The organism is Candidatus Thalassolituus haligoni (assembly GCF_041222825.1).
GTDB lineage: Bacteria > Pseudomonadota > Gammaproteobacteria > Pseudomonadales > Oceanobacteraceae > Oceanobacter > Oceanobacter antarcticus.
Genome location: NZ_CP139482.1, coordinates 1,144,428 through 1,169,708, shown reverse-complemented (window position 1 = coordinate 1,169,708; position 25,281 = coordinate 1,144,428). Strand labels below are relative to the sequence as shown.

Genomic DNA, 25,281 nt, shown 5'->3' with positions numbered 1-25,281 from the left:
GCGACGCTGGACGATGTCTATCATCCAGCGCGCCAGATTTGTGTCTTCGTTTCGCTTGGCCCAGCGCAGTGTGTGACGTGCAGCCTGCACCAGTCATTTTCTCAAGTAGGCATCCCCACGCTTGGTAATCCCTGACATCACCGATTTATGACCACTGGCCTTTTGTCTCGGCGTTAACCCCGTCCACGCCGCAAAATCCCGGCTGTTATGAAAGACCTCCGCATTGCCCACCGTACTCTTGATGGCCGTCGCGATATGAGCCCCGATTCCAGGGATAGAGATCAGGTTCTGGCATTGCTGATCCTGTTCGCCATAACGCTTTAATTCTTCGTTAATGTGATCAATCCGACGCGATAACAGGTCATATTCAGTCAATGTCCAATTCAACTCCGACTGCATCATGCCAGACAGCTCACCTTGTTCCAGAATCTCGCGCAACCCTTTAAGTACAGCATTGATTCCGACGGGGAAGATATAACCATAGTCCGTCAACAAACCGCGCATCTGATTGCAAAGCGCAGTGCGATCCTTGACCAGCCGTTCTCGCATTCGATGCAGGCTCTGAACATCCTGTTGACCCAATGACTTGATCGGTACAAACCGGATATTGGGTCTCATGGATGCTTCATAAATGGCCAGAGCATCGTTCTGATCGTTCTTGTTGCCCCGCACAAATGGCGTGACATGCTGGGCCGGAATCAACAGTACCTGATGGCCTTGTTGCTGAAATAACCTGGCCCAGTAATGCGAGGAATAACAGGCCTCCATGACGACTCTGGAGGGTGTTTGCTCCAGCATGAATTGCCTGAATTTCTCCCGGCTGAGGCGTAACTGCTTCGATACCTTGTTGTGCCCGGAGACGATGCAGATCTGAAAAACGGACTTTGCAAGATCGATGGCGATGGTACTAATATTGTTCATGTGGACGCTCCTCATATTGACGTTTTGCTCGTAACAAAATATTAGCGCTTTTGACGCTGGATCCTATGGGGAGCGTCCATCTCATCATCTATTTAATCCTGCACGGCTCTGCGCGAGTGTTGCCGTTGTTCAGGGCAAGGCGACGAATGCAGCGAAATGACGAGTCCTTTTCAAATTCGTCAACACCGCACTGGACGGCGGCAACCCGCGCCCTTCGGGGGCTGCCGGATGGTCTCGACTCTGTGTCGACGACGTTTGACTTGACCCGTCAGGCCTGCAAGTCGGCTTCGTGATTCGACACCATCCGGTAGCCCAGAGTGAGACCGGATTAAATAGATGGCCCCTGTACATCAATTTCATATGTGTTATCGGACATAGCGTGTCATTTCCTGTTTTGGTCAGGGTAGTTAAATGACACAGAAAACTGAACACTCCCCAGTCAATCCGGAACTGCAGAAGGTCTTCTGAGCACAGAGTTCTCGCCAGCAACCAGCACCTGAAGCGTCGATGAACCTCAACAGGATAGTCGGCTTTTTTCCCCTGTCGGTTCTTGATGGACTGCCGAGGCGCTCACTTCACTTGATCGTTCAAACATTCGCCGCGAATCGACAAGATGCGCCCACCGCTCTTTCCTTAAATTCTGATCACGGCCGACGCATCCCTGCGCCGACTGACCATAACAAGAAAGGAGATAAGATGAGTACTCAACAGCTCCCCGTGAAGGGATACGCAGATATAGACCTGCACGGCGGTATTTACCTGAACGCAGTCGTCATTGGTGCAGGCGTCGCCGGCCTGTATCAGCTGCATCGCCTGCGCGAAATGGGCATGTCGGTTCGAGCCTATGAAGCCGGCAGTGGCGTAGGCGGTACCTGGTACTGGAACCGCTACCCTGGCGCTCGCTTCGACTCCCAGGCAGAGATCTATCAGTACTGGTTCTCGGAAGAACTCTACAAATCGTGGCAGCCCTCGGAGCGCTTCCCAGCCCAGCCGGAAACCGAACGCTGGCTCAACCACGTGGCCGATACGCTTGACCTGAAGAAAGACATCCAGTTCAACACTCGTATCGCCTCGGCCCACTTCGATGAACAAGACGAAGTCTGGCGTATCGAGACCACAGAAGGTGAAAAGATCGTCACTCAATTCCTGATCGCCTGCTGTGGCATGCTCTCCGCGCCGCTGTCCAATCGCTTCGAAGGCCAGTCCAGCTTCAAGGGACAAATCTTCCACACAGCCCTGTGGCCCAAGGAGCCGGTCGACCTCAAGGGTAAGCGAGTGGCGGTTATCGGCACCGGTGCCACCGGTATTCAGGTGATCCAGACCATTGCGCCGGAAGTCGGCACCTTGAAGATTTTCATGCGCACCCCGCAGTACGTTATCCCCATGCGTAACCCCAAGTACAGCAAGGCCGACTGGAATCAGTGGAGTGCACGTTTCCATGAACTCAAGGAGCGTGTACGTGGGACCTTCGCCGGTTTCGACTACGACTTCGATGCCGGCCCCTGGGCAGAAAAAACGCCAGAAGAGCGCACCCGGGTACTCGAGAGCCTTTGGGAAGACGGTTCTCTCGCTCTGTGGCTGGCCTCTTTCCCCGAGATGTTCTTTGATGAGGCCGTCAGCGAAGAAGTCTCCAGGTTCGTACGCATTAAAATGCGCGCGCGCCTGGGCAACGACCCCAAGCTGTGCGAGCTGCTGATCCCCACCGACTACGGCTTCGGTACCCACCGGGTGCCGTTGGAAAACAAGTATCTCGAGGTCTACCTGCAACCCAACGTGGAGACAGTGGACTGCAAGAAAACCGCCATCACCCGTGTTGTGCCCGAGGGTATCGAGACGTCCGACGGCACCGTGCATGAGGTGGATGTGATCATCATGGCCGTAGGCTTCGATGCCGGTTCAGGTGCCCTCTCACGCATCGACATTCGCGGCCGCAACAATCGCTCGCTCAAGGACCAGTGGCAACAGGAAATCCGCACCTCCATGGGCCTGCAGGTGCATGGTTATCCTAACCTGTTCACCACCGGTGCCCCGCTGGCACCCTCGGCCGCCCTATGCAACATGACCACCTGTCTGCAACAGCAGGTTGACTGGATCACCGGCTGCATCGACTACGCCCTCAAGCACGACAAGCAGGTGGTTGAAGCAACCGCCGAGTTCGAAGACGACTGGGTGCGCCACCACGACGAGACCGCAGCCAGAACCCTCGTGGTCAAGACCGACTCCTGGTACATGGGCTCCAACGTGGAAGGCAAGCCCCGGCGCCTGCTCTCCTACATCGGCGGCGTCGGCAACTACCACAAGCGCTGTGACGAACTGGCCCGCGATGGCTACCCCGGCTTCGAGATGCACTGAACGCAGAGTCGACTGGAGATAAGACAATGAAACGACTTGAAAACAAGGTTGCGGCAATCACCGGCGGCAGCAACGGCTTTGGCGAAGCTATCTGCCTGCGCATGGCCGAGCACGGTGCGGCCATCGGCATTCTCGACCTCGACAGCCGGGGCGCTGATCTGGCGCACCGGATCGAAACCGGCGGAGGCCAGGCGATGTTCGTCCAGGTCGATGTGACCAATGAAGAGCAGGTGCGTGACGCGATGCAAGCCGTTGAGCAGCGCTTTGGTCACCTCGACATTCTGGTTAACAACGCCGGCATCGAAGGCGAGAACACGCCCACCGACCAGCTCAGCCTGGCGGAATGGAACCGCGTCATGAACGTGGACGCCACTTCGGTGTTCCTGTGTACCAAGCACGTGATCCCGGCCATGCGCCGGGCGGGAGGCGGATCGGTGGTGAACATCTCATCCATCTACGGACTGGTCGGCGGTGGCGACATTCCACCCTACCACGCCGCCAAGGGCGCGGTGCGGCTGATGACCAAGAACGACGCGCTCATCTACGCTCCGGACAAGATCCGCTTCAACTCCATTCACCCCGGATTCGTGTTCACCGCCCTGGTCAAGCGTTATGCCAACAACGCCGGTATGGAACTGGAGAAGGCCAAGGCGGCGCTGGACGCGCTGCATCCGCTGCTGGGTACGGGTGATCCGGACGACATCGCCTGGGGCGCGGTCTATCTCGCCTCCGACGAAGCCCGCTGGGTTACCGGCTCAGAGCTGGTGATCGACGGCGGCTACACCGCACGCTGAACTCTCACGCTCCGGCAGCGGCCGGGGCACTCACAGATGAGATATTGCCATGAACAACTACTACACGCAGGACAGCCACGGCCCCTTCGAGCTGATCGATATTGGCCGTCTCGAACTGGAAGAAGGCGGTGTCATCGAACACTGCCAGCTGGCGGTGGCCATGCACGGCACGCTCAATGAGGCGCGCGACAACGCCATTCTGGTGCCCACCTGGTACTCGGGCACCAGCAAGATCATGGGCGATGCCTACATCGGCGAAGGCCGGGCGCTGGATCCGTCACGTTACTGCATCATCGTGGTCAATCAGATCGGTAATGGCTTGTCCACTTCACCCAGCAATGCACCAGAGCCTATCGCGGGGCCGGATTTTCCGCGTGTGCGCATCGGTGATGACGTGCGCGCCCAGCACCGCTTGCTGACCGAGCACTTCGGCATCGAAAAACTGCAACTCGTGGTCGGCGGCTCCATGGGCGCACAGCAGACCTACGAGTGGGCGGTCCGTTATCCGCAGATGGTGCTGCGTGCCGCGCCGATTGCCGGCACGGCAAAAAACACCGAGCACGACTTCCTGTATGCCGAGACCCTGATCGAAACCATCACCACCGACCCGGGATTCAGCGATGGGCGCTACAAAACAGCGGCCGACGTGGCCGCCGGTCTGAAGCGGCATGCCAAGCTGTGGGCGGTCATGGGCTGGAGCACCGAGTTTTTCCGCGCCGGCCGGCACCGGGTCCTCGGCTTTGCCGACATGGACGCGTTCGTGGACGAATTCATGACCGGCTACTTCGGGCCTATGGACCCGAACAACCTGCTGTGCATGGCATGGAAATGGCAGCGTGGCGACGTCAGCCGACATACCGGAGGCAGTCTGGCCGAGGCACTCAGCCGCATCACCGCTCACACCTTCGTGATGCCGATCAGCCACGACATGTTCTTCCCGCCCAACGACTGCCTGGCCGAGCAGCAACTCATCGCCGGCAGTGAGTTCCATCCCTTGAGCAGCATCGACGGCCATCTGGGGCTGTTTGGCACCGATGCCAACATGATGACCGAACTCGACCGGAATCTTTCAGCATTATTGTCCTGTTCCGTGTCATGACACGCTCTCCGCTTCTGACGTAGCTCTGTCCAGCGGCGGATAGAGGCAAGCGTCGCAGCGCCTTGGCCGGGTGCCCAGAACGGCACCCGGCCTTTTTTCGTGCTGTCGTCTCAACGCCCTGCGTCACGCCGCAGCTGCGCCGGAGTCATGCCCTGACGCGCACGCAACGCCCGAGTCAGGTGCGCCTGATCGGAAAATCCGCAATCGGCGGCAATCTCCTTGATGGCACGCTGGCTGCCCGTGAGCAGCCGGGTGGCGCGCTCAACGCGACGCCGGATCACGTATTCGTAGGGGGAAACTCCCGCACTTTCCCGAAAATGCCTGGTGAAGGTCCAGACCCCCAGACCGGCGATCATCGCCATGCGTTCGATGGTGATCCCCTCGTGCAGATGCGTGTCGATGAACTCGTCAAGGCGTCGCATCAGCGTCGGTGACAACACACCGCCCACCGCCTCGCCGCGAAAACTCACTTCGGCATACTGTCGAATCAAGTGCACTGCCAACTGAATCGACAGGGCCTCAGCGTACAAGGCACCGCCCACACCCTGTTGTTTGGCCTCGGCCATGATGGCATCGGTGATCTGCGTCACCACCTGGTCTTGCGCCTGAAGCACATCATGCAGTCGCACTTCCGCCACATCACGTTCGACGATGTCGGTCGCTACCCGGGACATGAGTGCATCGGACAAGTAGGTGTGCGCGACATCGATGCACTGGGTCCAGTGCCAGTGGGAATGAGTCGACCGGGTCAGCAGCGAAAAATCGCCCGGGGTGCAGGTTTTGCGCGTCCAGCGCCCATCAAGGCAGCGATCCATAGGAGTATCACCACCCCGATAGCGGACGATCATGAAACAATCCATGGCAGGAATGAGCACGTCGAGACCGGTATAGAGATAAGCCCGATGAGCGACATCCTTCCAGCCCTGGCCATCGCTGGCGGAAAGCACACGTCCGGGCACCCAGGTGGGCAGGTCTCGTGGGGTGATCAGTGTCGCCATGCCTGATGTCTCCTGTGCGCTGGCCATTCCGACACGACAGAGATGTCAGCAAGGCTCAGTCTGTCGCCGCCGTGAGCCACAGCTCCGGGCAAACGCCAGACAATCCGATCAGCGACTACAACAATTTGCTTTTATTTTTGTTCACGGATTATATGCCCAACCCACCCGGGTGGCCCATTGTCCAAACGGATGTGGTCGCATTTGAAACATCCGGTGCAGACATCTGCAATGGCCCCGCAACCCGATGCCGTCCAAGGGCATACGCCAAACCGGCTGGCTTGTCAGTTCGATGTCTCGTGGTGGATACTCCGGCGTTATTTCCGGGCTGCCTCAGCGCGACTCATCCTCGCTCTGCTGACGCATACGACTTGTGGTCGGTAAAACGATCGTCCTCGACCAAGGTAGGAAGATGTCAATATTGGCATCAATCAGCAACCGTCCAGAGCGAAACCACAATCGCGGCAGCAAGTCAGACCCTGGACCAAACAAAACGGGAGCCGATGCTCCCGTTGTGTTCTGTCTTGCCGGATTCAGGCCGAGACGCCCAACATCAAATGCCTGATATCCAGCAACGCCTTACAGCATGCTGCGGCCTTTTTTGGCAGCAGTACGCAGACGCAGGGCGTTGAGCTTGATAAAGCCTGCGGCGTCTTTCTGGTCGTAGGCACCGGCATCGTCTTCGAAGGTAGCGATGGCTTCGTCGAACAGTGAACCTTCAGACTGGCGGCCAACTACGATCACGTTGCCTTTGTACAGTTTTACGCGGACGTCGCCGTTTACCACTGATTGGGTGTCGTCGATGGCGGCTTGCAGCATTTTACGTTCTGGAGACCACCAGTAACCGTTGTAGATCAGGTTGGCGTATTTCGGCATCAATTCGTCTTTCAGGTGCGCGGCTTCACGATCCAGCGTAATCGACTCGATGGCGCGGTGTGCTTTCAGCAGTACCGTACCGGCTGGGGTTTCGTAACAACCACGGGCTTTCATGCCGACGTAGCGGTTTTCAACGATGTCGACACGGCCAATGCCGTTTTCGCCGCCGACCTTGTTCAGTTCTTCCATGATGGTCGCCGGGGATTTATCAACGCCGTCGATGGCTACCGGGTCACCGTTCTTGAAGCTGATGGTCAGGTAGGTCGGTTCATCCGGGGCCTTTTCCGGCGAAACAGACCACAGCCACATGTCTTCTTCTGGCTCGTTCCATGGGTTTTCCAGGATGTCGCCTTCGTAGGAGATGTGCAGCAGGTTGGCGTCCATGGAGTATGGCGACTTTTTACCGGCTTTCTTTTCGACCTTGATGTCGTGCTCGTCGCAGTAGGCCATCAGGGTTTCACGGGAAGTCAGATCCCATTCGCGCCATGGGGCAATTACTTTAACGCCGGGCTTGAGGGCATAGGCACCCAGTTCAAAACGCACCTGGTCGTTGCCTTTGCCGGTCGCGCCGTGAGCAATGGCATCGGCACCGGTTGCGTTGGCGATTTCAATCAGACGCTTGGCGATCAATGGGCGCGCAATGGAGGTACCCAGCAGGTACTCACCTTCGTAGATGGTGTTGGCACGGAACATCGGAAAGACGAAGTCACGGGCAAATTCTTCACGCAGGTCGTCGATAAAGATTTCTTTAATACCAAGTGCTTCGGCCTTGGCGCGTGCCGGTTCGACTTCTTCGCCCTGACCCAGGTCGGCGGTGAAGGTGACGACTTCGCAGTTGTATTCGGTTTGCAGCCATTTGGCGATCACAGATGTATCCAGACCACCGGAATAGGCCAGCACCACTTTTTTGATGTCTGACATGAAATTCTCCAGATGAATTCAGCCTTGGAAGGCTCCGGTATTTCAATCAGAACATGATGAAACAACCGGGCAAAAGAAAAGGGCGACATTCTATCGATATGCCGCCCTTTTAGCCAGTTCAGGCCGGAATCCCGCTATTGCTCTATTACTGGCACTCCTACTGGCACTCCACCAGTACGGCGGTGGTGTTCCACATTTCAGCCGGTGCGGCGCTACTGTCGTCAGTGAATGAACGGCCGATCATCACGTCGCCGTATTTGCTGACGTAAAACTGGATGGTATCGCTGCCGACGGTCACCGACAGCTCACCGTTGCTCAGGCTGTTGATGGTGCCATTATAAGATTCCGGCTCCTGATAGGCTTCCAGTGTCCCCTGCAGACCATCCACGTCACTGCCGTTGTAGCTGTATTGACTCAGCTGCAAGCCCAGTTCTGCTTCATCCGACGACACGCCGGTGATCGATAGCTGGGTTTCGCTGGTCACCGTAACGGTGGAGGTTTCACTGGCGAAATTGACGCTGGCGTAGTTATTGCCCTCGTAACGCCCGGCGCTGTGATCCTGGATCATGCAATAGGTACGGCCAACCAGATCGGACACGTCGGTTACTTTGGTCGGCATGGATTCCAGCTGGGTTTGCAGGGCTTCAATACTGGATTGTAAAGCGGCCAGGCTGGATGCGTTGTCATTCACCGCAGTGATCACGGTGCTGAAGTTGCCGTTCACTTCCGAGGCTTTTGCTGCGGAACCGGCGCTGAAGGTGGTAACGCCCGACGTATCCACCGTACCAGCCTTGGCCACCAGCGGTGCAATCGCCATCGACAACATCATCAGGGAAATGACTGAAATGCTCCGAGTTTTCATAATTTGCTCCAAATTCGTTGTGTTCGTTGGGCCGCAGTACTGACTTATTGCCAGTTGGCTTCGTCCCAGTTGAAATTGTCCCAGCTGCTGCCGCTGCTCGGCTCACACGCATCACCGGTTCCGTTTTGATCGTCATCTGCCTGGTCGGCGTTCGCCAAGGTCGGGCAGTTGTCTAATGGATCATCAATACCGTCGGCATCTCCATCGACGCTGTTGGGATATGGGTCGGAGTTGTCGCCGAGGCCATCGCTGTCGGAATCGATGGTTTCGGTGCTGTCATGCGGAAAGGCATCTGAGTTGTCGCCCACTCCATCAGAATCGCTGTCGGTGGTTTCGGTAGCGTCTTGGGGAAAGGCGTCTTCGCTGTCTGCCACGCCATCGCCGTCGATGTCGGCTTCAGCATTGGCGGCTTCCGGTTCGCTGCTGACCGTGCCGTCACTGAGCGGAGTGGTCGATTGGGTCACCAGTGTGGTGGCCGTTTCCGACACCAGTAGCGCTTCAACATTGCCGACGGTGACGTTGGTGCCCGGAATCAGCTTGCTGCTGACGTCCTCTTCCACAACCGCCTGCAGGTCATCGCTGGATACCGAGCTGAACAGTTCGATAGCACCACTGCTGGAACGACCGTCGATTATCCCATTGGTCAAATCCAGCGCCAGCACATCGAACACCTGTTCGGCAGTGGCATTGCCAGCCAGCAGCTGGGTAGCAATGTCGTTAGCCACTACGGCCACACTCTCGATCGCCTGACGGCACAACAGCACTTGCTGCAATTCGTCGTCGCTGGCCGCTTCGCTGGTCACCAGAGGTGGGGTATTAAGCAGATCTGCGCTGGTTTTCCAGCCAAAGCCGAGGGTCGATAGCACTTGCTGAACAGCAATGTCCAATGCACTGTCAAATTCCGCAGCGGAAATAATGCCATCGCCATTACCGGCATACGGTGACGCCGTGTCTGCCTGTAACTGCGCGAGGCTAACCGCCAGGCTGGTCAGTGGTGAGGCGTACACAGAACCGCCGGACAAGACAGTATCCGCATCAATCACCGTTTTAAAACGACGGATCAGCGGCGTTACGCCGGTATTGATATCGGTTGTGGACGTCGAGCTGCTGAATTCAACCAGCAACGCTTGACCGGCTAAATCCGGTGTTATCGACAGACTGTCGATAAACGAGGTATCAGCCGTTTGGCCTTCAGCAATCAGCGCCCCTTTCAGGTCGCTGGCATTGACATCCAACCGGTACACGGCAACGCTTGCCTGGGCCAAAGGGCCCTTCACTGCAACACCGGTCACCGAGACGCTCTGAACCTCTTCCGGGTTATCCCCGCCACCGCCACCACAGGCGGTCAAACCCATGACTCCCAACAGCCCGAAGGCCATTAAGGAATGTCTTAGTGCCGTCATTTACACACGCCTCCCAGGGCAGGCAAGCCCCTACCCGTTTGTACTGGTCTATCTGTTATTGGACAGATTTTACACGACTATCCGATGACAACAACTCCGATTCAAGATAAAGACCCCGAGACAATGAATCGGGGAATTGGGTTCATTTGCATCAAATAAAATGTGGCAAACTTATCAATATGAGATATTAACGATGGTATTTTGATCCCGATTGGAACCGCTCGCAGGTCGATATTTGGTGCAGAAATATCAATCGCCCATCGGCACGCCACTGGCCGGGAGGATGTGAATATGGCTTAATCCTGCCCACACAACACGGCAGCAAAGGAAGGCATTTCCATGTCCAGCAAGTTACTGCGACGGGCTTTCGCTAGCCTGGTATTGATTGGTCTTTTCAGCATCGTCGGCTGTGACCCATCGGATCCAGAGCCTCCATCCAAAGAGCCACTGCCCAAAGAATCCCCATCCAAAGAGCCACCGCCCAAACAGCTTGCAGGTGAAACACCCACGGTCACCTCCGAATCGGAACCAGTCACAGTCAACCCGAACCTAACCGCTGAACCCACACCGCTGCGACAGCCAGCATCTGATGACACACAGGTAGAGTACGTTGCATCCGTAACACCAGAATCAAGCGAGCCTGGATCAAACGTAACGGAGCCAGTATCCGACGATCTTGAACAACGCTACGCCGGTATTCCTCTTACAGTTGTGCGCATCAGCGAAGCCAGCTACGACGGTGGTAGTACGGTACATATTCAGTTTTCCGTGCCACTGGACGAGCGTCAATCATTTGCAGAGTACATCAGCGTTAACAGCCGCAAGGGCAAAAGCTGGATACTGTCTGACGATCGTCGCAACCTGTATATGCTTGACGCAGAACCACAAACCCAATATCGCCTGACCGTGAACGCCGGGTTAAAAGGCATCAACGACTCCGTATTAAACAGTGCCAGCCGAGCAACCGTCACAACCCAGGCGGCTCCAGCCAGCCTGGAGTTCGCCAGCGATGGCCGGGTATTGGCATTCAGTAGTCAACAAGGGCTGCCGGTGATTACCCAGAATGTAGCCGAAGCCAACGTCAGTTTTTTCCGCTTGCACGATGACAAGCTCAACCAGATCAGCCGCTACCTGGGTCACGGCACACGCGCCTCCCAGTGGAATCTTAATAAGCTGGCCAAGCTGGCAGAGCTGAAATACGAAGGCCGCTTCAAACTGACCGATGAACAAAATCACCGTCGCCAGATAAACCTGCCCGTGCGTGATATTCCCGAGCTGGCTACGCCAGGGGTGTATCTGGTGGTGATGCAAGCCCCAGGCACCTTTGAAAACCAGCTGGCGACCACTTACTACAGTCTCACCGATATTGGCTTGCACCTGCATCAGTACGCCAACCAGGCCGAATTACTGGTGCAAAGCCTGGAAACCACCCTGCCAATTGCCGCTGCAACGGTTGAATTATTAGGGCAAGACGGTTCCTCCATTAAACTCGGCAACACCAATCGCGATGGACAACTGAGTATCCGCCGTACGTTACTCAATCGTAATAATACTGGCGCTACTCTGGTGGTGCGTAAAGGCACCTCGGTCAGCCTGTTGTCACTGAACACCAGCGCCCTCGATTTGTCCGATTTTCACTTCAGCCAGCGCCCGGCCCACCAGCAGGAGCTGTTTATTTACAGCCCACGGGATTTGTATCGCGGTGGTGAAACCGCTGAATTCTCAGCCTTGCTGCGCGGCCCGGATGGCGAAAAAATCCGGCTACCCAAGCTCAAGGCCGTGTTCACGCGTCCCGATGGCCAACAGGTCAAAACCCTGTCGCTGGCGGCAGAGGACGCCGGTTACTACCATTGGTCCTTGCCGTTGGCAGCAGACGCCATGACAGGGAACTGGAACGTCAGCATCAAGCTGCCAGACAACAGCACCAGCCGCTATCAATTCAAGGTCGAAGACTTTATGCCAGAGCGGCTGAAAATCAGCTGGCACCCGCAGGCCACCCGCAGCGATGCCAACCAACATACCGGTGCAGGCAACCTGATTGTGCCGCTACTGGGCGAGTATTTGTACGGTGCCCCTGCCGCTGGCAATCGTTTGCAGGCGGCGCTGGACATCAAACCCGAACTGCGGCCATTCGAACACTGGCCCGACTACGTGTTTGGTAACGCTGGCGCAACCGACTGGAACAGTCAGAGTCAGCTTGAACACACGCTGGATACGCAAGGCAAACTGGATCTGAATATTGCCAACAGCTGGTCGGCGTCCCCCACTCCCATGGCGGTGACCATTACCGCCAGCCTGTTTGAAAGTGGCGGTCGGCCAGTGGTACGACGGCAGAAAGAAATCTGGTTACCGGAGCAGCAACTGGTTGGTGTCAAACCGCTGTTTGACGACCGTGCTCCTGCCAATGGTATGGCCCATTTTGAACTCCTCATGACCGACGGCAGCGATCAGTTGTTTGCTGCCAGTCAGGTCACGGTACGGCTGATCAATACCAACCCGGACTACGACTGGCGTTATAACAGCAACCGGGGCTGGTACTACGAAAAGCAGGATCGGGCCACGGTAGAACTGAGCCTGACGGTAGACTTGTCGGCCAGCCAGCCAACCCGTATTGCCGTACCGGTCGATTGGGGCCATTACCGGCTGGAGGTGCAGAACCCGCACAACGGCCAGACTGCCGTGCTGACGTTTGAGTCCGGTTACACCTGGTATGGTCAGTATGCGCAAAATCGCCAGGGTAATGCTCGCCCGCGTCAGGTCACTCTGGCCTGGGACAAGGGTGGTTATGAGGGTGGCGACGTTGCCCGGCTGTCGATTACTCCACCGTCGGCTGCCGAGCAGTCGCTCGCTCAACCAAACTCTCAACCAAACTCTCAACCAAACTCTCAATCAAGTGCTCAGCCAACTCCCCAACCAACCTCGCAGGCGCTGGTGATGGTCGAGGCAGATACCTTGTTATGGCTCAAACGTATCGACCTGAGCAGTCAGGGCGGACAAGTAGATATTCCCATCGATCCCGGCTGGAAACGTCATGATCTGTACGTCACCGTGCTGTATCTGCAACCGGCCGATAGCCAGAAGCGCATTACCCCGACCCGCGCCGTTGGCCTGATCCATTTGCCGCTGGATCGTCGTGATCGCCAACTGACGATTGAATCCAATGCGCCAGCCAAATGGCTGCCCGATCGTACCGTCAACGTCGATCTGCAGGTCACGGACAACCAGCAACAACCCGTGCAAAAAGCCTGGGTGACACTGGCAGCCGTCGATGTCGGTGTATTGTCGGTTTCCCGTTTTGACACACCCGACCCGTTTAGGTTTTTCTTCGAGCCGCGCCGTTACGCCGTTGATCTGTTCGACCTGTATAGTCAGGTGATCGACTTCAACAACAGCCAACCCGCCACACTGAATTTTGGTGGTGATGCCGCCATGGCTCGTGGTGGTGATATGGCCCGTTCGCAGGTGCACATTGTCTCGCTGTTCTCCGGCAAGGTGGCGGTGGTCAACGGTGTAGCCCGTATCCCGCTGCAATTACCCGACTTTAATGGCCGCCTGCGGCTGATGGCCGTTGCCTTCACTGACCATGCGTTTGGGCACCTGGAGCAAGAAGTCACAGTCGCTGCACCGGTGGTTACCCAACTATCGATGCCCCGTTTTGCCGGTATGGACGACGATGCCCAAATTGCCCTGGATGTCACCAACCTGAGCGGAAAATCCCTCACTCTGACGGTGACAGCAGATGCCAGTGGCGCGGTTGAATTCCAGACCGAGCCGCACACCCTGACACTGGCCAACCAGCAAAAACAGACGCTGGTGTACCCGTTCAAGGCGACCTACCCAGAAGCGGCGTCCTTGGGCGATATTGAATTTCGCATGCAGGTAACCGGACTGCAGGAATACCCGATTGACCGCCGCTGGACACTGGTCAGCCGCCCGACCCTGCCTGCCTACACCGAGTTTGCCCGTGGCCGTCTGAGCAGTAATGAGCAACTGCAATTAAGTGCCGAACAGCTGACTGGATTGGACGCCCGTTATATCAGCACCCAACTGACACTGGATGAGCAGGTAAACCTGAATCCACACCGCCAGCTGGACCAACTGCTGCATTATCCTTATGGCTGTCTGGAACAATCGGTCTCCAGCAGTTACCCCTGGCTGATAGTGGGACAGCAGCAAATCGATGTTTTTAATAATGGCACCTCACGCAGCGCTCATCCCATCAGCCGCGAACAAGCGATGGAAGCCGGGATTCAGCGCATCATCAAAAAAGTGCGCAGCAGTGGTGGCTTTTCGTTGTGGTCGTCCGATGACCCCTACGAACAGCACTGGCTCACTGCCTACACCACCCAATTCCTGATCGATGCCAAAACCCATGGTTTTGATGTCGACCAGCAAATCATCGACAAGGCACTGACACGCCTGCATGACTATATTCGTGGTCGTGCCGAAAACGCCGAACGCTGGAATGACGATGCCAGCCTGTACCGTTTTGTCTACCGTGCCTACGCCGCCTATGTGCTGGCCCGGCAGCAGCGCATCACCCTGACCGACGTCCGTAAACTCAGTAACGCCAAGCCCGCCAATGCCACTCCGCTGGCATTGGTTCAATTGGCATTAGCCGCCCGGCAGCTGGGTGATAACGCCCTGGCCAACCAGCTGATGCAACAGGCGCAGCACGCCAAACGACCATCTCATATGTATATTGGTGACTACGGCTCACCCATTCGTGATCAGGCAGCCATTGCCGCCTTGTTAATGGCAAACGGTATGGAACCAGCCTGGGCCGATGACTTGTTGCTCGCACTGGAAACCGAACTGCGCCGCCGCCGTTACCTCAGCACCCAGGAGCGTATTCAGCTGTTAAATGCCTCACAACAGCAAGCACAGCAACCATCACCAAACACTCCAGCCTGGCAAGCCAATCTGAGTTATGCCGATATCAGCCATGACTTGAGCGGCACGCACATGAAGCGCTTTCACTACGATGATCCGACCGTATTGCAAGGCCTTTCCCTCACCAATACCGGGGCCGAATCCGTCAGTGCCGAGCTGGCGGTACAAGGCTACCGCGAGCTGGCCAGCCAACAGAGCAGCGGCAATGTGGCCATCGAACGCCACTATTACAGCCGCACTGGCGAACCCATCGCCCTGACCGATCAACCGTTGAGGTTAGCAACCGGCGACCTGATTCTGGTTGAATTACGCATAGCCAGCACACAGTACCGGCCCGACCTGATGGCAGTCGATCTGCTGCCCGCCGGGCTGGAACTGGAAAATCAGAACCTGCTCGACAGCCAGTCGGTGGCCGACATCCTGGTCGACAGCACATCCGTTGCCGACTGGACTCGCAACAACGGCGTGTTACACCAGGAATACCGCGACGACCGCTTTATTGCCGCCCTCGAAACCGGCGCACACCGCAGCTCACGGGTGTTTTATCTGGCTCGTGCCGTCACACCTGGCAAATACCGGATTCCCGGCCCCTTGCTGGAAGATATGTACGACCCGGAAGTCCGCTCCGTGGGAGCCAATGCACACTGGTTAATCATTGAATAAACGGCCTGCCAGCGCGCCTGTTGTATTCACAGCAGTCGCATTAACAGCTGTCGTACTCACGGCAGTTGTACTAACAGTCGTATTAACGGCCGCGCTGTTGAACTGGCGCTACCCGTTGCAGTTACCCGAACACAACGAGCGCGAATTTGCCCGCGTCGTGGTCGATCGTAACGGCCGCACGCTGCGCGCCTTCCCCGATGCCCTGGGAGTCTGGCGTTTGCCCGTCACGCTGGAGCAGATTGCACCCGCCTACCTGCAAGCGGTTATCCAGTACGAAGATCGCTGGTTTTACTTTCACCCTGGCGTCAATCCGGTTGCCATTGCCCGCGCAGCCTGGCAAAACCTCCGCTGTGGCTGCGTGGTGTCCGGTGGCTCCACCCTGACCATGCAGGTGGCCCGCCGTCTGTATCCCCATACTCGGGATATGCGTGGCAAACTGCAGCAGGCATTACGCGCCTTGCAACTGGAATGGCACCTGAGCAAGGACGAGATTCTTGCCCTGTACCTCAACTATGCCCCCATGGGTGGCGTCATCGAAGGCGTCGAAGCCGCCGCCCAGATGTACCTCGACAAACCCGCCGCAGACCTGTCGCTGTCGGAATCTGCGCTGCTGGCAGTACTGCCGCAAGCCCCCAGTTTCCTGCGCCCCGACCGTCACCCACAGCGTGCTCGTGCCGCCCGCGACAAAGTACTCCGGCGTCTGCTCCGATTTCAGGCGATCGATAACGCCGCCTACCAGCAAGCGCTGCTCGACCCGGTCTTTGGCCGTCAACCGGCAACACCTCAACAAGCGCCGCTATTGGCACGCCTGCTGATTCAGGCATACCCGCAACAACGACTGATTCGCACCACCCTGAATGGTGACTTGCAGCGCGAACTCAGCCAGCAATTACAGCGGGATATCCAATTGCTGCCACGGCAACATTCCGCAGCGGTACTGGTGGTTCATAATCCCAGCCATCAAGTGCGCGCTTATATTGGCACCGCCGACTTCGGCGATAGCCAGCGGCTTGGTCATGTCGATATGGTGCAAGCCATTCGCTCGCCGGGTTCAACACTGAAGCCGTTTATTTACGGGCTGGCGCTGGATCAGGGACTGATTCACGGTGCCAGCCTGCTAACCGATGCGCCCCGTCTGCGCCAGCAATATCAACCGGGCAACTTCTCCGCCGGGTTTTCCGGGCCAGTAACACCGCAGCAAGCGTTACATTTTTCCCTCAATCTACCCGCCGTCCAGGTGTTGGAAGCCCTGACACCAGCACGTTTTTATGCGGCCTTGAGTAATGCCGGATTCCACTACCAGTTACCTCTCGCCGCCCGTCCGAATCTGTCGCTGGCACTGGGAGGTGGCGGGGTCAGCCTGTGGGAACTGGGGATGCTGTACAGTTCGCTTATGAATCAGGGACAGCTGTTTCCGTTACAGTCAGTACAACAGCCCATCACAGCGCAAGCCAATCAAGTACCTCGCCCGCTGCTCACCCCAGCTGCCGCCTGGGTCACCGCCGACTGGTTACGCAACCCGCTACCAGACCGCAGCCGCAGTGTTGCCGTTATTCAGCCGCGTTCTTTCGGTTGGAAAACCGGCACCAGCTATGGTTTTCGCGACAGCTGGGCCATCGGCATCACCCCGGAGTACACCGTCGGCGTCTGGTTTGGTCGCCCGGATGGCACCCCATCGCCCGGCTACTTTGGAGCCGTAACCGCCATGCCGACTCTGCAACGGGTGATCACCATGATCGACCGACAGCCCCATTGGCCAGCGCCGCCGTCGCAGGTACAGCAGATAAACGCCTGCTGGCCACTGGGTCGACTGGCCAGCAGTACTCCTTCCGACCAGTGCCATCGCAGCGTCAGTGGCTGGAGCATTCGCCAACTGGTGCCGCCAACCCTGCCAGACAGCGCCAACCCCATCGCCGCCAATCCACTGCCCGTGCTGGTGAACCAACAAGGCCAACGAATCAACGCCCGCTGTGAGAATGACGGCAAAAACAGCACCCGGCGGCTGATCCAGCTGGCGCTGTGGCCAGTAATACTGGAATCCTGGATTCCCGCAGCCCAAAGACTGAGCCACCAACTCCCCGCTCCGGCACCAGGTTGCGAATCCTCGCTGATCATCGGGCGTACCTTGCAAATCACCGGTATCGAACCCGGCGAACATATACGTTCAACACAAAGAAACAGCGCGGGCGAACGACAACTGCCCAATCTTGCGCTCGGAGCCAACGGCGGAGTCGGAATGCGTTACTGGTATATCAATGGTATATACCGGGGCAGCAGCGCTGAACGACACGTACTGACCATTCCTTTACGCCGCAACGGTGAACAACACATCGTATTGATAGACGATCAAGGCAACAGTGATCGAATGACCGTCTATGCCGACTAGCTGGCACTTGAAGGGCGTTCTCAATGATTAAACCGAGCCTGCCAAGAGCCAGCTGGTTTCAGAACAAGACACGAGGAACCTGGTTTAGCGAGCTCAATAAGTGACGAATAACGCCGTACTGGAAGTTACTGGCCTCAGCCCGAAGGGTCAGGGTCAACATCCCGCCATGCGGTGTGATTCAACGTGAAAAGGACGCGTCATTTCTCGGCGTCCAACGCCTTGCCTGACGGAATACTTCCTCCTGACAGGCCGTGGCAAATAATTGAGAACGCCCCCTAAGGCTTAAACTTCAGCGCATCCGGTATCGGCATGTCGTCACGCATTTCCAGTCGAATGGTTACACGGCGGTTTTCGTTACGGCCTTTCACGGTTTTATTGCTGGCTACCGGATAGCGGTCACCATGAAAACGGGTGGTGATCATGGTCGGGTCGATGCCTTGTTTGACAAAATAACGCTCGACGTCTTCCACCCGGCGTTTGGACACTTGCCGGTTGTCATAACGACGGCCAACGCTGTCTGAGTGGCCATCCAGGTACAGCGCAAAGACTCTGGGGTCGTGTTTGATGTAGTAGGCAACCCGCTCCAGTACCTTGATGTCGTTTTTTTCTATTTTGTCTTCACCACTGGCGAAAAACACCTTGCTGCGGGCCACCTGATCATAATTCATCGGTAATAACCGACTGATGCAATCAAGAAACTCCGGGTAATAATCCTGAAAGGTGACACCGGAGACGTACACCCGGACAAAGCGGTTGGCGTCATACCAGGTCTGGTGGCTGATCGTCGGGCGTTTGCCTTCCAGCAAGCCATGAATAAACTGGTTGCTGCGGCGTGTATCGAGTGCCAGTAGTGGTGTTTCCTGGCGGATACGAACAGTGCCCAGATTTTCGGTACGTTCTGCCGGACGCCAGGGAGGCGGCAATAATGAGACTCTGGCATCACTGTATGCCATGCGGTTTTGGGTGGCTTCGAGTCGAAAAGAGACATTTTCTCCGGCTCGTTGCAAAAAAACAGCGCTGCCGTAGCCCGGAATGGTCTGGCTAAACTGGCAGTCAAATACCGACCCGGAGACGGCCCAGCGGGTGTTGTAGATATCCAGCCCGTATTCCAACGGCATGGCGGTTTGACCGGCCAGCGCTGGCCGACCCAACCACAGCGAGAATAACAAGCCGAACAACAGCCAAGCCAGCACCCTGCTGGCCTTATAACCAGAGTGTGAGCCAGATTCCGGCACGCCGGGTGAATGACCAGCAGCGAGATTGTCCAGACGAATCATGTGTCTCTACGTTGGCCTCTGTGGTAGTGAAGTTGGTAATAGGCATGTCTCTGAGGGGCTATCGGCCAGTCGCGGAAAATCTTGAACCTTCAACGTGAACAGCCCTCCCGCCAAGCGCTCGCGGCCCTAACGTCAGGAACCACAAAGCCAAGCAGTAAAAAACCGGTTGCGCTACAATGCCGGGTCACATTTTTGCCTGTCGGAATCACTGCCAGCCACCGTGTAGCAACCATGAGTCATGGCCGCAGCACGCAGACAGCGTCAAACAGCACAGTAAAACGTAAAGAAGGAATCCTCATGACCGACCGCTTGACGATCACCCGCCCGGACGACTGGCATTTACACGTTCGCGATGGCCAGGTACTGCAACACACAGTCCCCGCCACTGCTCGGGTGATGAAACGAGCGATCATCATGCCCAACCTGCAACCGCCGGTGATGAGTGCCGAACAGGCATTGGCTTACCGCGAGCGCATTCTGGCCCAGGCTGGCGACAGCGGTTTTGACCCGTTAATGGTGCTTTACCTGACCGACAACACCACGCCCGAGATGATCAGCGCTGCCAAGGCTACTGGCCGCGTTGTGGCAGCCAAGCTGTATCCGGCGGGAGCGACCACCAACTCAGCCTCCGGCGTTACCGACCTCGGCAAGCTTGATGACGTTTGCGCGGCACTGGCTGACAACGATATGAAACTGCTGGTACACGGTGAAGTAACCCACCAGCACGTCGATATTTTTGACCGCGAAAAAGAATTTCTCGATACCGTACTGGCACCACTGGCAAGCAAACACAAAGCACTGAGCCTGGTGGTGGAACACATCACCACCAAAGACGCCGCCGAGTTTGTATTGAGTCAGGGTGACAACGTCGCCGCCACCATTACCGTGCAGCATCTGGCCTACAACCGTAACCACATGCTGGTTGGCGGTATTCGGCCGCATTTTTATTGTCTGCCGATTCTGAAGCGCAATATTCACCAGCAAGCGCTGCAAGACGCGGTGGTCTCTGGTAGCCGCAAGTTTTTCCTCGGTACCGACAGCGCTCCTCATGCCAGGGGTGCCAAGGAAAACGCCTGTGGTTGTGCCGGTTGCTATACCGCTTACGGCGCGATTGAGCTGTATGCCGAAATTTTTGAAGACCTCGGTGTACTCCACAATCTGGAAGGCTTCGCCAGTCACTACGGCCCCGATTTCTACCACCTGCCACGTAACGAAGACACCATTACCCTGGTGAAATCCAAGTGGCAGGTGCCCTCTGAAATGCCATTTGGCAACGACATCATTGTGCCATTGCGTGCGGGTGAAACCCTGCGCTGGCAACTGCAAAACTCCTGAAGATAAGGCTTAGGATGAGTACAACTCCCGCTGGAAACGGCGAAAAGCAGGAAAAAACCCCAATGGCCCAACGCTTCCGCGGCTTTTTGCCCGTGGTGGTCGATGTGGAAACCGGTGGGTTTAATCCCGATACCGACGCCCTGCTCGAAATTGCCATGGTCACCCTGCGCATGGATGACGAAGGCTATATCCACCCAGACCAGACATTGTCTGCCGAGGTGCACCCGTTTGACGGCGCCAACCTGGAAAAGGAAGCCCTCGACTTCACCGGCATCGACCCGTTCGACCCGGAACGGGATGCCGAATTTGAAATCGACGTGCTGACCAATATGTTCCAGGTGGTGCGGCGTGAGATTAAACACTACGGCTGTAACCGGGCGGTGTTGGTCGGCCATAACGCGCATTTCGATCACGCATTTCTGCGTGCTGCGATTGAGCGTAACGACATCAAGCGCGATCCGTTCCACCCGTTTTCGTCATTCGATACCGCCTCGATTGCCGCCATCGCCCTCGGCCAAACCGTGTTGGCAAAAAGCTGCATTACCGCCGGGCTCGATTTCGACAACAGCGCCGCTCACAGCGCCGCCTACGACACCTGGAAAACCGCTGAGCTGTTCTGTTTTATTGTGAACCGCTACAAGGATCTGGGTGGCTGGCCACTGGCGATTGAACCCGGCGTACAGCTAGACTGAACGATACTGCACCGTGCCGCCGCTGAGCGTAACAGCGCAGCGGCTTAACACCATCCTTCGTGACACCACGATCATGCTCTATCCGTTATGTGAGATTCCCCTTGGACTACGAATTCTGGTTTGAAGGCAATAAGCCTGTTGCCCGCCTTGATGAAGAGCATTCTCTGATTGGCAACTGGCTGACCGATGAGATCGGTGACGATCTGAAGCACCTGCGGGCACTGATCACCACGGCGGAGTTACTGCAATCCGGTGGTTTGCGAGATTATCGCTGGCAGGGAAAAGAAACAATTTTGCAAATAACGCAACACGAGGTCGATATCTCATCCAACGCCTTGATGTTCGATGAAGACCTTGATCTGGAAGATGAATCCCTGACGCTACACGATTACGATCTGACCGCAGGCTGCGGGCTTGAAGACTTTATCGAGCTGATGCAAGCCTGGAAAGAATTTATCGCCAGCTGAACCACTCCGGGAATCCCGATGCACACACACGCCGACTACCGTATACGGCTGGCGCAACCCGCCGACGCCAACGTCTGTTTTGCTATTGAAAACAGTGCCTATCAAGGTGATGAAGCCGCAACGCTGGAGAAAATTCGCCTGCGTATCGAACGTTATCCCCAAGGGTTTCTGGTACTGGAGTTGGCCGGAGCCATCATCGGTTTCGTCAATTCCGGCTGTTGTTTCAAGGTGGCGATGGACAACGAAGCGTTCAAGCAACTGGCAGGCCACGATCCGCAAGGCCCGGAAAATGTCGTGATGTCGGTGGTGATTCACCCGGTATGGCAGCGTCATGGCTGGGGTCGTACGCTGTTGCTCAATTACATTGAGCATATGCGCCGTCTCGGCAAGCAACGTATTCATCTGATGTGTCGCAGCCAACACATCCGTTTTTATCAGCGTGCTGGCTTTATTTACCAGTCCGAATCCGCCTCCAGCCACGGCGGTTTGCAATGGCATGAAATGCAGCTGGAACTTGCCTAAGCAGTTGCCCGACCGACAGCATCAGGATTCACCCCCACTATCGTTTAACCAATCACTCTTGTTCACCCAACCACTCTTGTTCACCCAACGACGGTTGTTCACCCAACGGCGCTTGTTCAACGCGCCCGGTAAATAATACCGGGGTGGCACTGCACCATCTCAAAATACTCACCCAGGTTATTCAGACTCTCCGACGCCCCAAGCACCAGATAGCCTTGCGGATTCAAGCTGCCATGCATACGTTTGAGAATGTCGTACTTCAGATCAGCAGAAAAATAGATCAGTACGTTACGGCAATAAATCACATCAAACTTGCCCAGCCCGGTAAAGCTCTGCTGCAAATTCTGCTGGCGAAAATCCACTCGGCTCTTGATCTTCTGATCAATCTGCCAACGATCACCATCCCGTGGGTGAAAATAGCTTTTCAGATGCTGCTCGTTCATACCACGACGAATAGCCAGCTGCTGATAAATACCGTCTTTCGCCTGCGCCAGCGAACTGGGAGAGATATCGGTCGCCAGAATCCGCTCACCGGTTGCCAGGCTGCCAGGAGAACGTTTGCGAAACTCTTCAATCTCGATACTGAGCGAATACGGTTCCTGGCCCGTTGAACAAGCAGCAGACCAGATTTTTAACGGGCGGCGCAACCCGGCCAATTCCGGCAATAAACGCTCACGAAACACCCGGTACGGATGTTCATCGCGAAACCACAGCGTCTCGTTGGTGGTCATAGCGTCAATCACCAGCTCCTGCAAGCGTCGATTGCCGTTGAGCGTGCTCAGCAAGTCGGAAATCGAGCTCAGGTTGTGCTGCTCCAGCAATCGCCGCAGACGACTGCTGACCAGATATTCCTTGCCATCGCCCAGCATGATGCCGCTGGATTGCTCCAGCATGTCCCGAAACCGGAGATACTCATCTGCAGTGATCTGGAGTGTCATACTCAGTCCTGAAAAAATTCGGCGTTAAACGCCACTTAACTTATGGAAAACCGTCATTCAATCGCGATCCAACCTGTTGCAACCGTCTTATCCTGGCCGAGCCGGCTCAGCAAGACTGAACCCGAATAGCCACCTGTCCAGCCAAGACGTCAGGATCAAATTTGGCGATAAAATCATCGGCCCCCACCTTTTCCACCATCGCCTTGTTGAATACACCGCTCAACGAGGAATGCAGCACCACATGAAAACCGGCCATTCGTGAATCAGCACGAATGCGAGTCGTCAGTGTATAACCATCCATTTCCGGCATTTCAATATCAGATACCATCATCATATAAACGTCTTGCAAGCGCTCACCCCGCTCCGCGATACCGTACAGATGCTCCCAGGCCTGACGACCATCATTCATCGATACCACTTCCACACCCAGATTTTCCAGACAACGGGTAATCTGTTTACGGGCAATCTTGGAATCGTCCACGATCAGCACCCGGTGTGCTTTCGCGCGCTGATGCACCTCTGCTGAAATAAGACCGGCACTGATTTCTTCATTGATCGGAGAAACTTCTGCCAGAATTTTCTCCACATCAATAATTTCCACCAACTGCTTGTCCACCTGTGTCACCGCCGTCAGGTAGTGTTCTTTACCCGTGCCCCGTGGTGGTGGATGGATCTCTTCCCAGTTCATATTGATGATGCGCTCAACACCACCAACCAGGAACCCCTGAGTCTTGCCGTTGTACTCGGTAATAATCACAAATGCATTATTCAGATCGCTCAACCCCGCATTCCCCGTTGCCAGCCCCATATCCATGATCGGGATCGTGCCCGATCGAATATGCGCCACACCGCGAACGACAGGATTACTGCCCGGCAAAACAGTCAGCTTGGGGCACTGTAGTACCTCCTTCACCTTGAACACGTTAATGCCGTAAACCTGTCGCCCGTTTACACGGAACAGCAACAGCTCCAGCCGGTTGGCACCGACCAACTGGGTTCGCTGGTTAACCGCATCTAACACACCAGCCATAAAAAGCTCCCGAAAAGTTATCCGGCACAGCCCTTGCAAAACCTCTGTCAGGTTCAACAAGCGCTGCTTAATCGCCAGAATCATGACGTTTACATCAGTCACCTAAAAGCATAGTAGAGAACCAGACAGTGCGTCGGATAATTGTTTTACTCCTGATATGCCAACCTCTCTGGGCTGATAAACTCCAGACTGCGGCGCTTTGGACGACTGAATCCTGGCAGGCAACACTGCAACACCAGTTGCTGCAGCAGTGGACAGACATCAGTGGCGACGCCCATGGCAACCGGGTTTCGCTGGTGGGACTCAGCCCCGACTATCAACTGCCCGCCTGCAGCCAGGCGCTGAATATCGAGCTGGCCCGGCCACTGCAACCGGGGCGTAATGGTGTTGAGCTGCGCTGCGCCTCGCCCTGGTGGCAACAATTTGTCGCGGTCGAACTGCACGTGATGGAAAGCGTCGCCATTCTGACGCAAGCCGCTCGTTCTGGTGACAGCACCGCCAGCGCCAGCATCCAGTTTGTGCAACAAGATCTGGGCAATCTGCAACAAGGCTATATCCGCAACCCGGAACAACTGCAGGATATGGAGTTTCGCCGGAACCTGCGCCCAGGCACCGTAATCACCCCGGACATGCTGATCTCAAAATTGCTGATAGAGCGCGGTGCGCTGGTGCGTATTCACCTGCAGCGGGGTGCCATCCAGCTGCAAACCGAAGGCGACGCCCTGAGCCAAGGCCGCAAGGGCGACACCATTCGAGTACGTAACCGCCGTTCCGGCAAGACCCTCACCGCCGAAGTCATCGGCCCCGGAGAGGTCACTATCCGTTAGCCGCTTGAATCAACCGATGACTTTTATG

19 protein-coding genes are annotated in these 25,281 nt (G+C 56.4%); 11 read left to right on the top strand and 8 right to left on the bottom strand.

The window, feature by feature from the left end; all coding sequences use genetic code 11:
* Nucleotides 1-93: 93 nt before the first annotated feature.
* Nucleotides 94-921 carry an IS110 family transposase gene (locus SOJ49_RS05305; RefSeq protein WP_369857196.1) on the bottom strand — a complete coding sequence of 276 codons (828 nt, stop codon included), beginning with the start codon at nt 919-921 and terminating at the stop codon, nt 94-96.
* A 146-nt stretch (nt 922-1,067) separates the two neighbouring features.
* Here SOJ49_RS05305 and SOJ49_RS05300 point away from each other — a divergent pair, with 146 nt between their 5' ends.
* From SOJ49_RS05300 to SOJ49_RS05285, 4 genes are all read left to right on the top strand, one after another.
* On the top strand, nt 1,068-1,214 hold the full coding sequence (locus SOJ49_RS05300; RefSeq protein ID WP_369857195.1) for a hypothetical protein: 147 nt from the start codon (nt 1,068-1,070) through the stop codon (nt 1,212-1,214).
* Between the two features lie 403 nt (nt 1,215-1,617).
* Nucleotides 1,618-3,273, top strand: a complete 1,656-nt coding sequence (locus SOJ49_RS05295; protein WP_369857194.1) for a flavin-containing monooxygenase — start codon at nt 1,618-1,620, stop codon at nt 3,271-3,273.
* A gap of 26 nt (nt 3,274-3,299) precedes the next feature.
* Nucleotides 3,300-4,067, top strand: coding sequence for an SDR family NAD(P)-dependent oxidoreductase (locus tag SOJ49_RS05290; RefSeq protein WP_369857193.1), 768 nt, complete (start codon nt 3,300-3,302; stop codon nt 4,065-4,067).
* Nucleotides 4,068-4,116: 49 nt separating this feature from the next.
* Entirely contained in the window at nt 4,117-5,166 is a 1,050-nt protein-coding gene (locus SOJ49_RS05285; RefSeq protein WP_369857192.1) for an alpha/beta fold hydrolase, read from the top strand.
* Nucleotides 5,167-5,276: 110 nt separating this feature from the next.
* Here the strand turns inward: SOJ49_RS05285 and SOJ49_RS05280 are convergent, their stop codons facing one another.
* From SOJ49_RS05280 to SOJ49_RS05265, 4 genes are all read right to left on the bottom strand, one after another.
* Nucleotides 5,277-6,164: a helix-turn-helix domain-containing protein gene (locus SOJ49_RS05280; RefSeq protein ID WP_369857191.1), complete on the bottom strand. Its 888-nt coding sequence runs from the start codon at nt 6,162-6,164 to the stop codon at nt 5,277-5,279.
* 576 nt (nt 6,165-6,740) lie between these two features.
* Nucleotides 6,741-7,958: an argininosuccinate synthase gene (locus tag SOJ49_RS05275; RefSeq protein ID WP_369857190.1), complete on the bottom strand. Its 1,218-nt coding sequence runs from the start codon at nt 7,956-7,958 to the stop codon at nt 6,741-6,743.
* A gap of 157 nt (nt 7,959-8,115) precedes the next feature.
* Nucleotides 8,116-8,820, bottom strand: a complete 705-nt coding sequence (locus SOJ49_RS05270) for a hypothetical protein (RefSeq protein ID WP_369857189.1) — start codon at nt 8,818-8,820, stop codon at nt 8,116-8,118.
* Between the two features lie 44 nt (nt 8,821-8,864).
* Nucleotides 8,865-10,223 (bottom strand): thrombospondin type 3 repeat-containing protein, encoded by a 1,359-nt coding sequence (locus SOJ49_RS05265; protein WP_369857188.1) that lies wholly within the window; start codon nt 10,221-10,223, stop codon nt 8,865-8,867.
* A gap of 339 nt (nt 10,224-10,562) precedes the next feature.
* Between SOJ49_RS05265 and SOJ49_RS05260 the strand changes: the two genes are divergently transcribed.
* Nucleotides 10,563-15,779, top strand: coding sequence for an alpha-2-macroglobulin (locus tag SOJ49_RS05260; RefSeq protein ID WP_369857187.1), 5,217 nt, complete (start codon nt 10,563-10,565; stop codon nt 15,777-15,779).
* Nucleotides 15,780-15,876: 97 nt separating this feature from the next.
* On the top strand, nt 15,877-18,165 hold the full coding sequence (gene pbpC, locus SOJ49_RS05255) for a penicillin-binding protein 1C (protein WP_369857186.1): 2,289 nt from the start codon (nt 15,877-15,879) through the stop codon (nt 18,163-18,165).
* A gap of 275 nt (nt 18,166-18,440) precedes the next feature.
* Here the strand turns inward: pbpC and SOJ49_RS05250 are convergent, their stop codons facing one another.
* Nucleotides 18,441-19,442 carry an OmpA family protein gene (locus SOJ49_RS05250; protein WP_369857185.1) on the bottom strand — a complete coding sequence of 334 codons (1,002 nt, stop codon included), beginning with the start codon at nt 19,440-19,442 and terminating at the stop codon, nt 18,441-18,443.
* A gap of 297 nt (nt 19,443-19,739) precedes the next feature.
* Here SOJ49_RS05250 and pyrC point away from each other — a divergent pair, with 297 nt between their 5' ends.
* From pyrC to SOJ49_RS05230, 4 genes are all read left to right on the top strand, one after another.
* On the top strand, nt 19,740-20,777 hold the full coding sequence (gene pyrC, locus SOJ49_RS05245) for a dihydroorotase (RefSeq protein ID WP_369857184.1): 1,038 nt from the start codon (nt 19,740-19,742) through the stop codon (nt 20,775-20,777).
* A 62-nt stretch (nt 20,778-20,839) separates the two neighbouring features.
* Nucleotides 20,840-21,469 (top strand): ribonuclease T, encoded by a 630-nt coding sequence (gene rnt, locus SOJ49_RS05240; RefSeq protein WP_369857183.1) that lies wholly within the window; start codon nt 20,840-20,842, stop codon nt 21,467-21,469.
* 101 nt (nt 21,470-21,570) lie between these two features.
* On the top strand, nt 21,571-21,936 hold the full coding sequence (locus SOJ49_RS05235) for a YacL family protein (protein WP_369857182.1): 366 nt from the start codon (nt 21,571-21,573) through the stop codon (nt 21,934-21,936).
* A gap of 18 nt (nt 21,937-21,954) precedes the next feature.
* Nucleotides 21,955-22,458, top strand: coding sequence for a GNAT family N-acetyltransferase (locus SOJ49_RS05230; RefSeq protein ID WP_369857181.1), 504 nt, complete (start codon nt 21,955-21,957; stop codon nt 22,456-22,458).
* A gap of 116 nt (nt 22,459-22,574) precedes the next feature.
* On the opposite strand, the gene SOJ49_RS05225 is transcribed toward SOJ49_RS05230, so the two are convergent.
* The gene (locus tag SOJ49_RS05225; RefSeq protein ID WP_369857180.1) at nt 22,575-23,396 is read right to left on the bottom strand and encodes a protein-glutamate O-methyltransferase CheR; all 822 of its coding nucleotides are present in this window, start codon (nt 23,394-23,396) and stop codon (nt 22,575-22,577) included.
* A 106-nt stretch (nt 23,397-23,502) separates the two neighbouring features.
* Nucleotides 23,503-24,426, bottom strand: a complete 924-nt coding sequence (locus tag SOJ49_RS05220) for a chemotaxis protein CheV (protein WP_369857179.1) — start codon at nt 24,424-24,426, stop codon at nt 23,503-23,505.
* Nucleotides 24,427-24,554: 128 nt separating this feature from the next.
* Here SOJ49_RS05220 and flgA point away from each other — a divergent pair, with 128 nt between their 5' ends.
* Nucleotides 24,555-25,253, top strand: a complete 699-nt coding sequence (flgA, locus tag SOJ49_RS05215) for a flagellar basal body P-ring formation chaperone FlgA (RefSeq protein WP_369857178.1) — start codon at nt 24,555-24,557, stop codon at nt 25,251-25,253.
* The last annotated feature ends 28 nt before the right edge of the window (nt 25,254-25,281 follow it).

Coding starts and splice junctions, on each gene's coding strand:
- SOJ49_RS05305 (WP_369857196.1), bottom strand. CDS start 921: ATGAACAATATTAGTACCATCGCCATCGATCTTGCAAAGTCCGTTTTT.
- SOJ49_RS05300 (WP_369857195.1), top strand. CDS start 1,068: ATGCAGCGAAATGACGAGTCCTTTTCAAATTCGTCAACACCGCACTGG.
- SOJ49_RS05295 (WP_369857194.1), top strand. CDS start 1,618: ATGAGTACTCAACAGCTCCCCGTGAAGGGATACGCAGATATAGACCTG.
- SOJ49_RS05290 (WP_369857193.1), top strand. CDS start 3,300: ATGAAACGACTTGAAAACAAGGTTGCGGCAATCACCGGCGGCAGCAAC.
- SOJ49_RS05285 (WP_369857192.1), top strand. CDS start 4,117: ATGAACAACTACTACACGCAGGACAGCCACGGCCCCTTCGAGCTGATC.
- SOJ49_RS05280 (WP_369857191.1), bottom strand. CDS start 6,164: ATGGCGACACTGATCACCCCACGAGACCTGCCCACCTGGGTGCCCGGA.
- SOJ49_RS05275 (WP_369857190.1), bottom strand. CDS start 7,958: ATGTCAGACATCAAAAAAGTGGTGCTGGCCTATTCCGGTGGTCTGGAT.
- SOJ49_RS05270 (WP_369857189.1), bottom strand. CDS start 8,820: ATGAAAACTCGGAGCATTTCAGTCATTTCCCTGATGATGTTGTCGATG.
- SOJ49_RS05265 (WP_369857188.1), bottom strand. CDS start 10,223: ATGACGGCACTAAGACATTCCTTAATGGCCTTCGGGCTGTTGGGAGTC.
- SOJ49_RS05260 (WP_369857187.1), top strand. CDS start 10,563: ATGTCCAGCAAGTTACTGCGACGGGCTTTCGCTAGCCTGGTATTGATT.
- SOJ49_RS05250 (WP_369857185.1), bottom strand. CDS start 19,442: ATGATTCGTCTGGACAATCTCGCTGCTGGTCATTCACCCGGCGTGCCG.
- pyrC (WP_369857184.1), top strand. CDS start 19,740: ATGACCGACCGCTTGACGATCACCCGCCCGGACGACTGGCATTTACAC.
- rnt (WP_369857183.1), top strand. CDS start 20,840: ATGGCCCAACGCTTCCGCGGCTTTTTGCCCGTGGTGGTCGATGTGGAA.
- SOJ49_RS05230 (WP_369857181.1), top strand. CDS start 21,955: ATGCACACACACGCCGACTACCGTATACGGCTGGCGCAACCCGCCGAC.
- SOJ49_RS05225 (WP_369857180.1), bottom strand. CDS start 23,396: ATGACACTCCAGATCACTGCAGATGAGTATCTCCGGTTTCGGGACATG.
- SOJ49_RS05220 (WP_369857179.1), bottom strand. CDS start 24,426: ATGGCTGGTGTGTTAGATGCGGTTAACCAGCGAACCCAGTTGGTCGGT.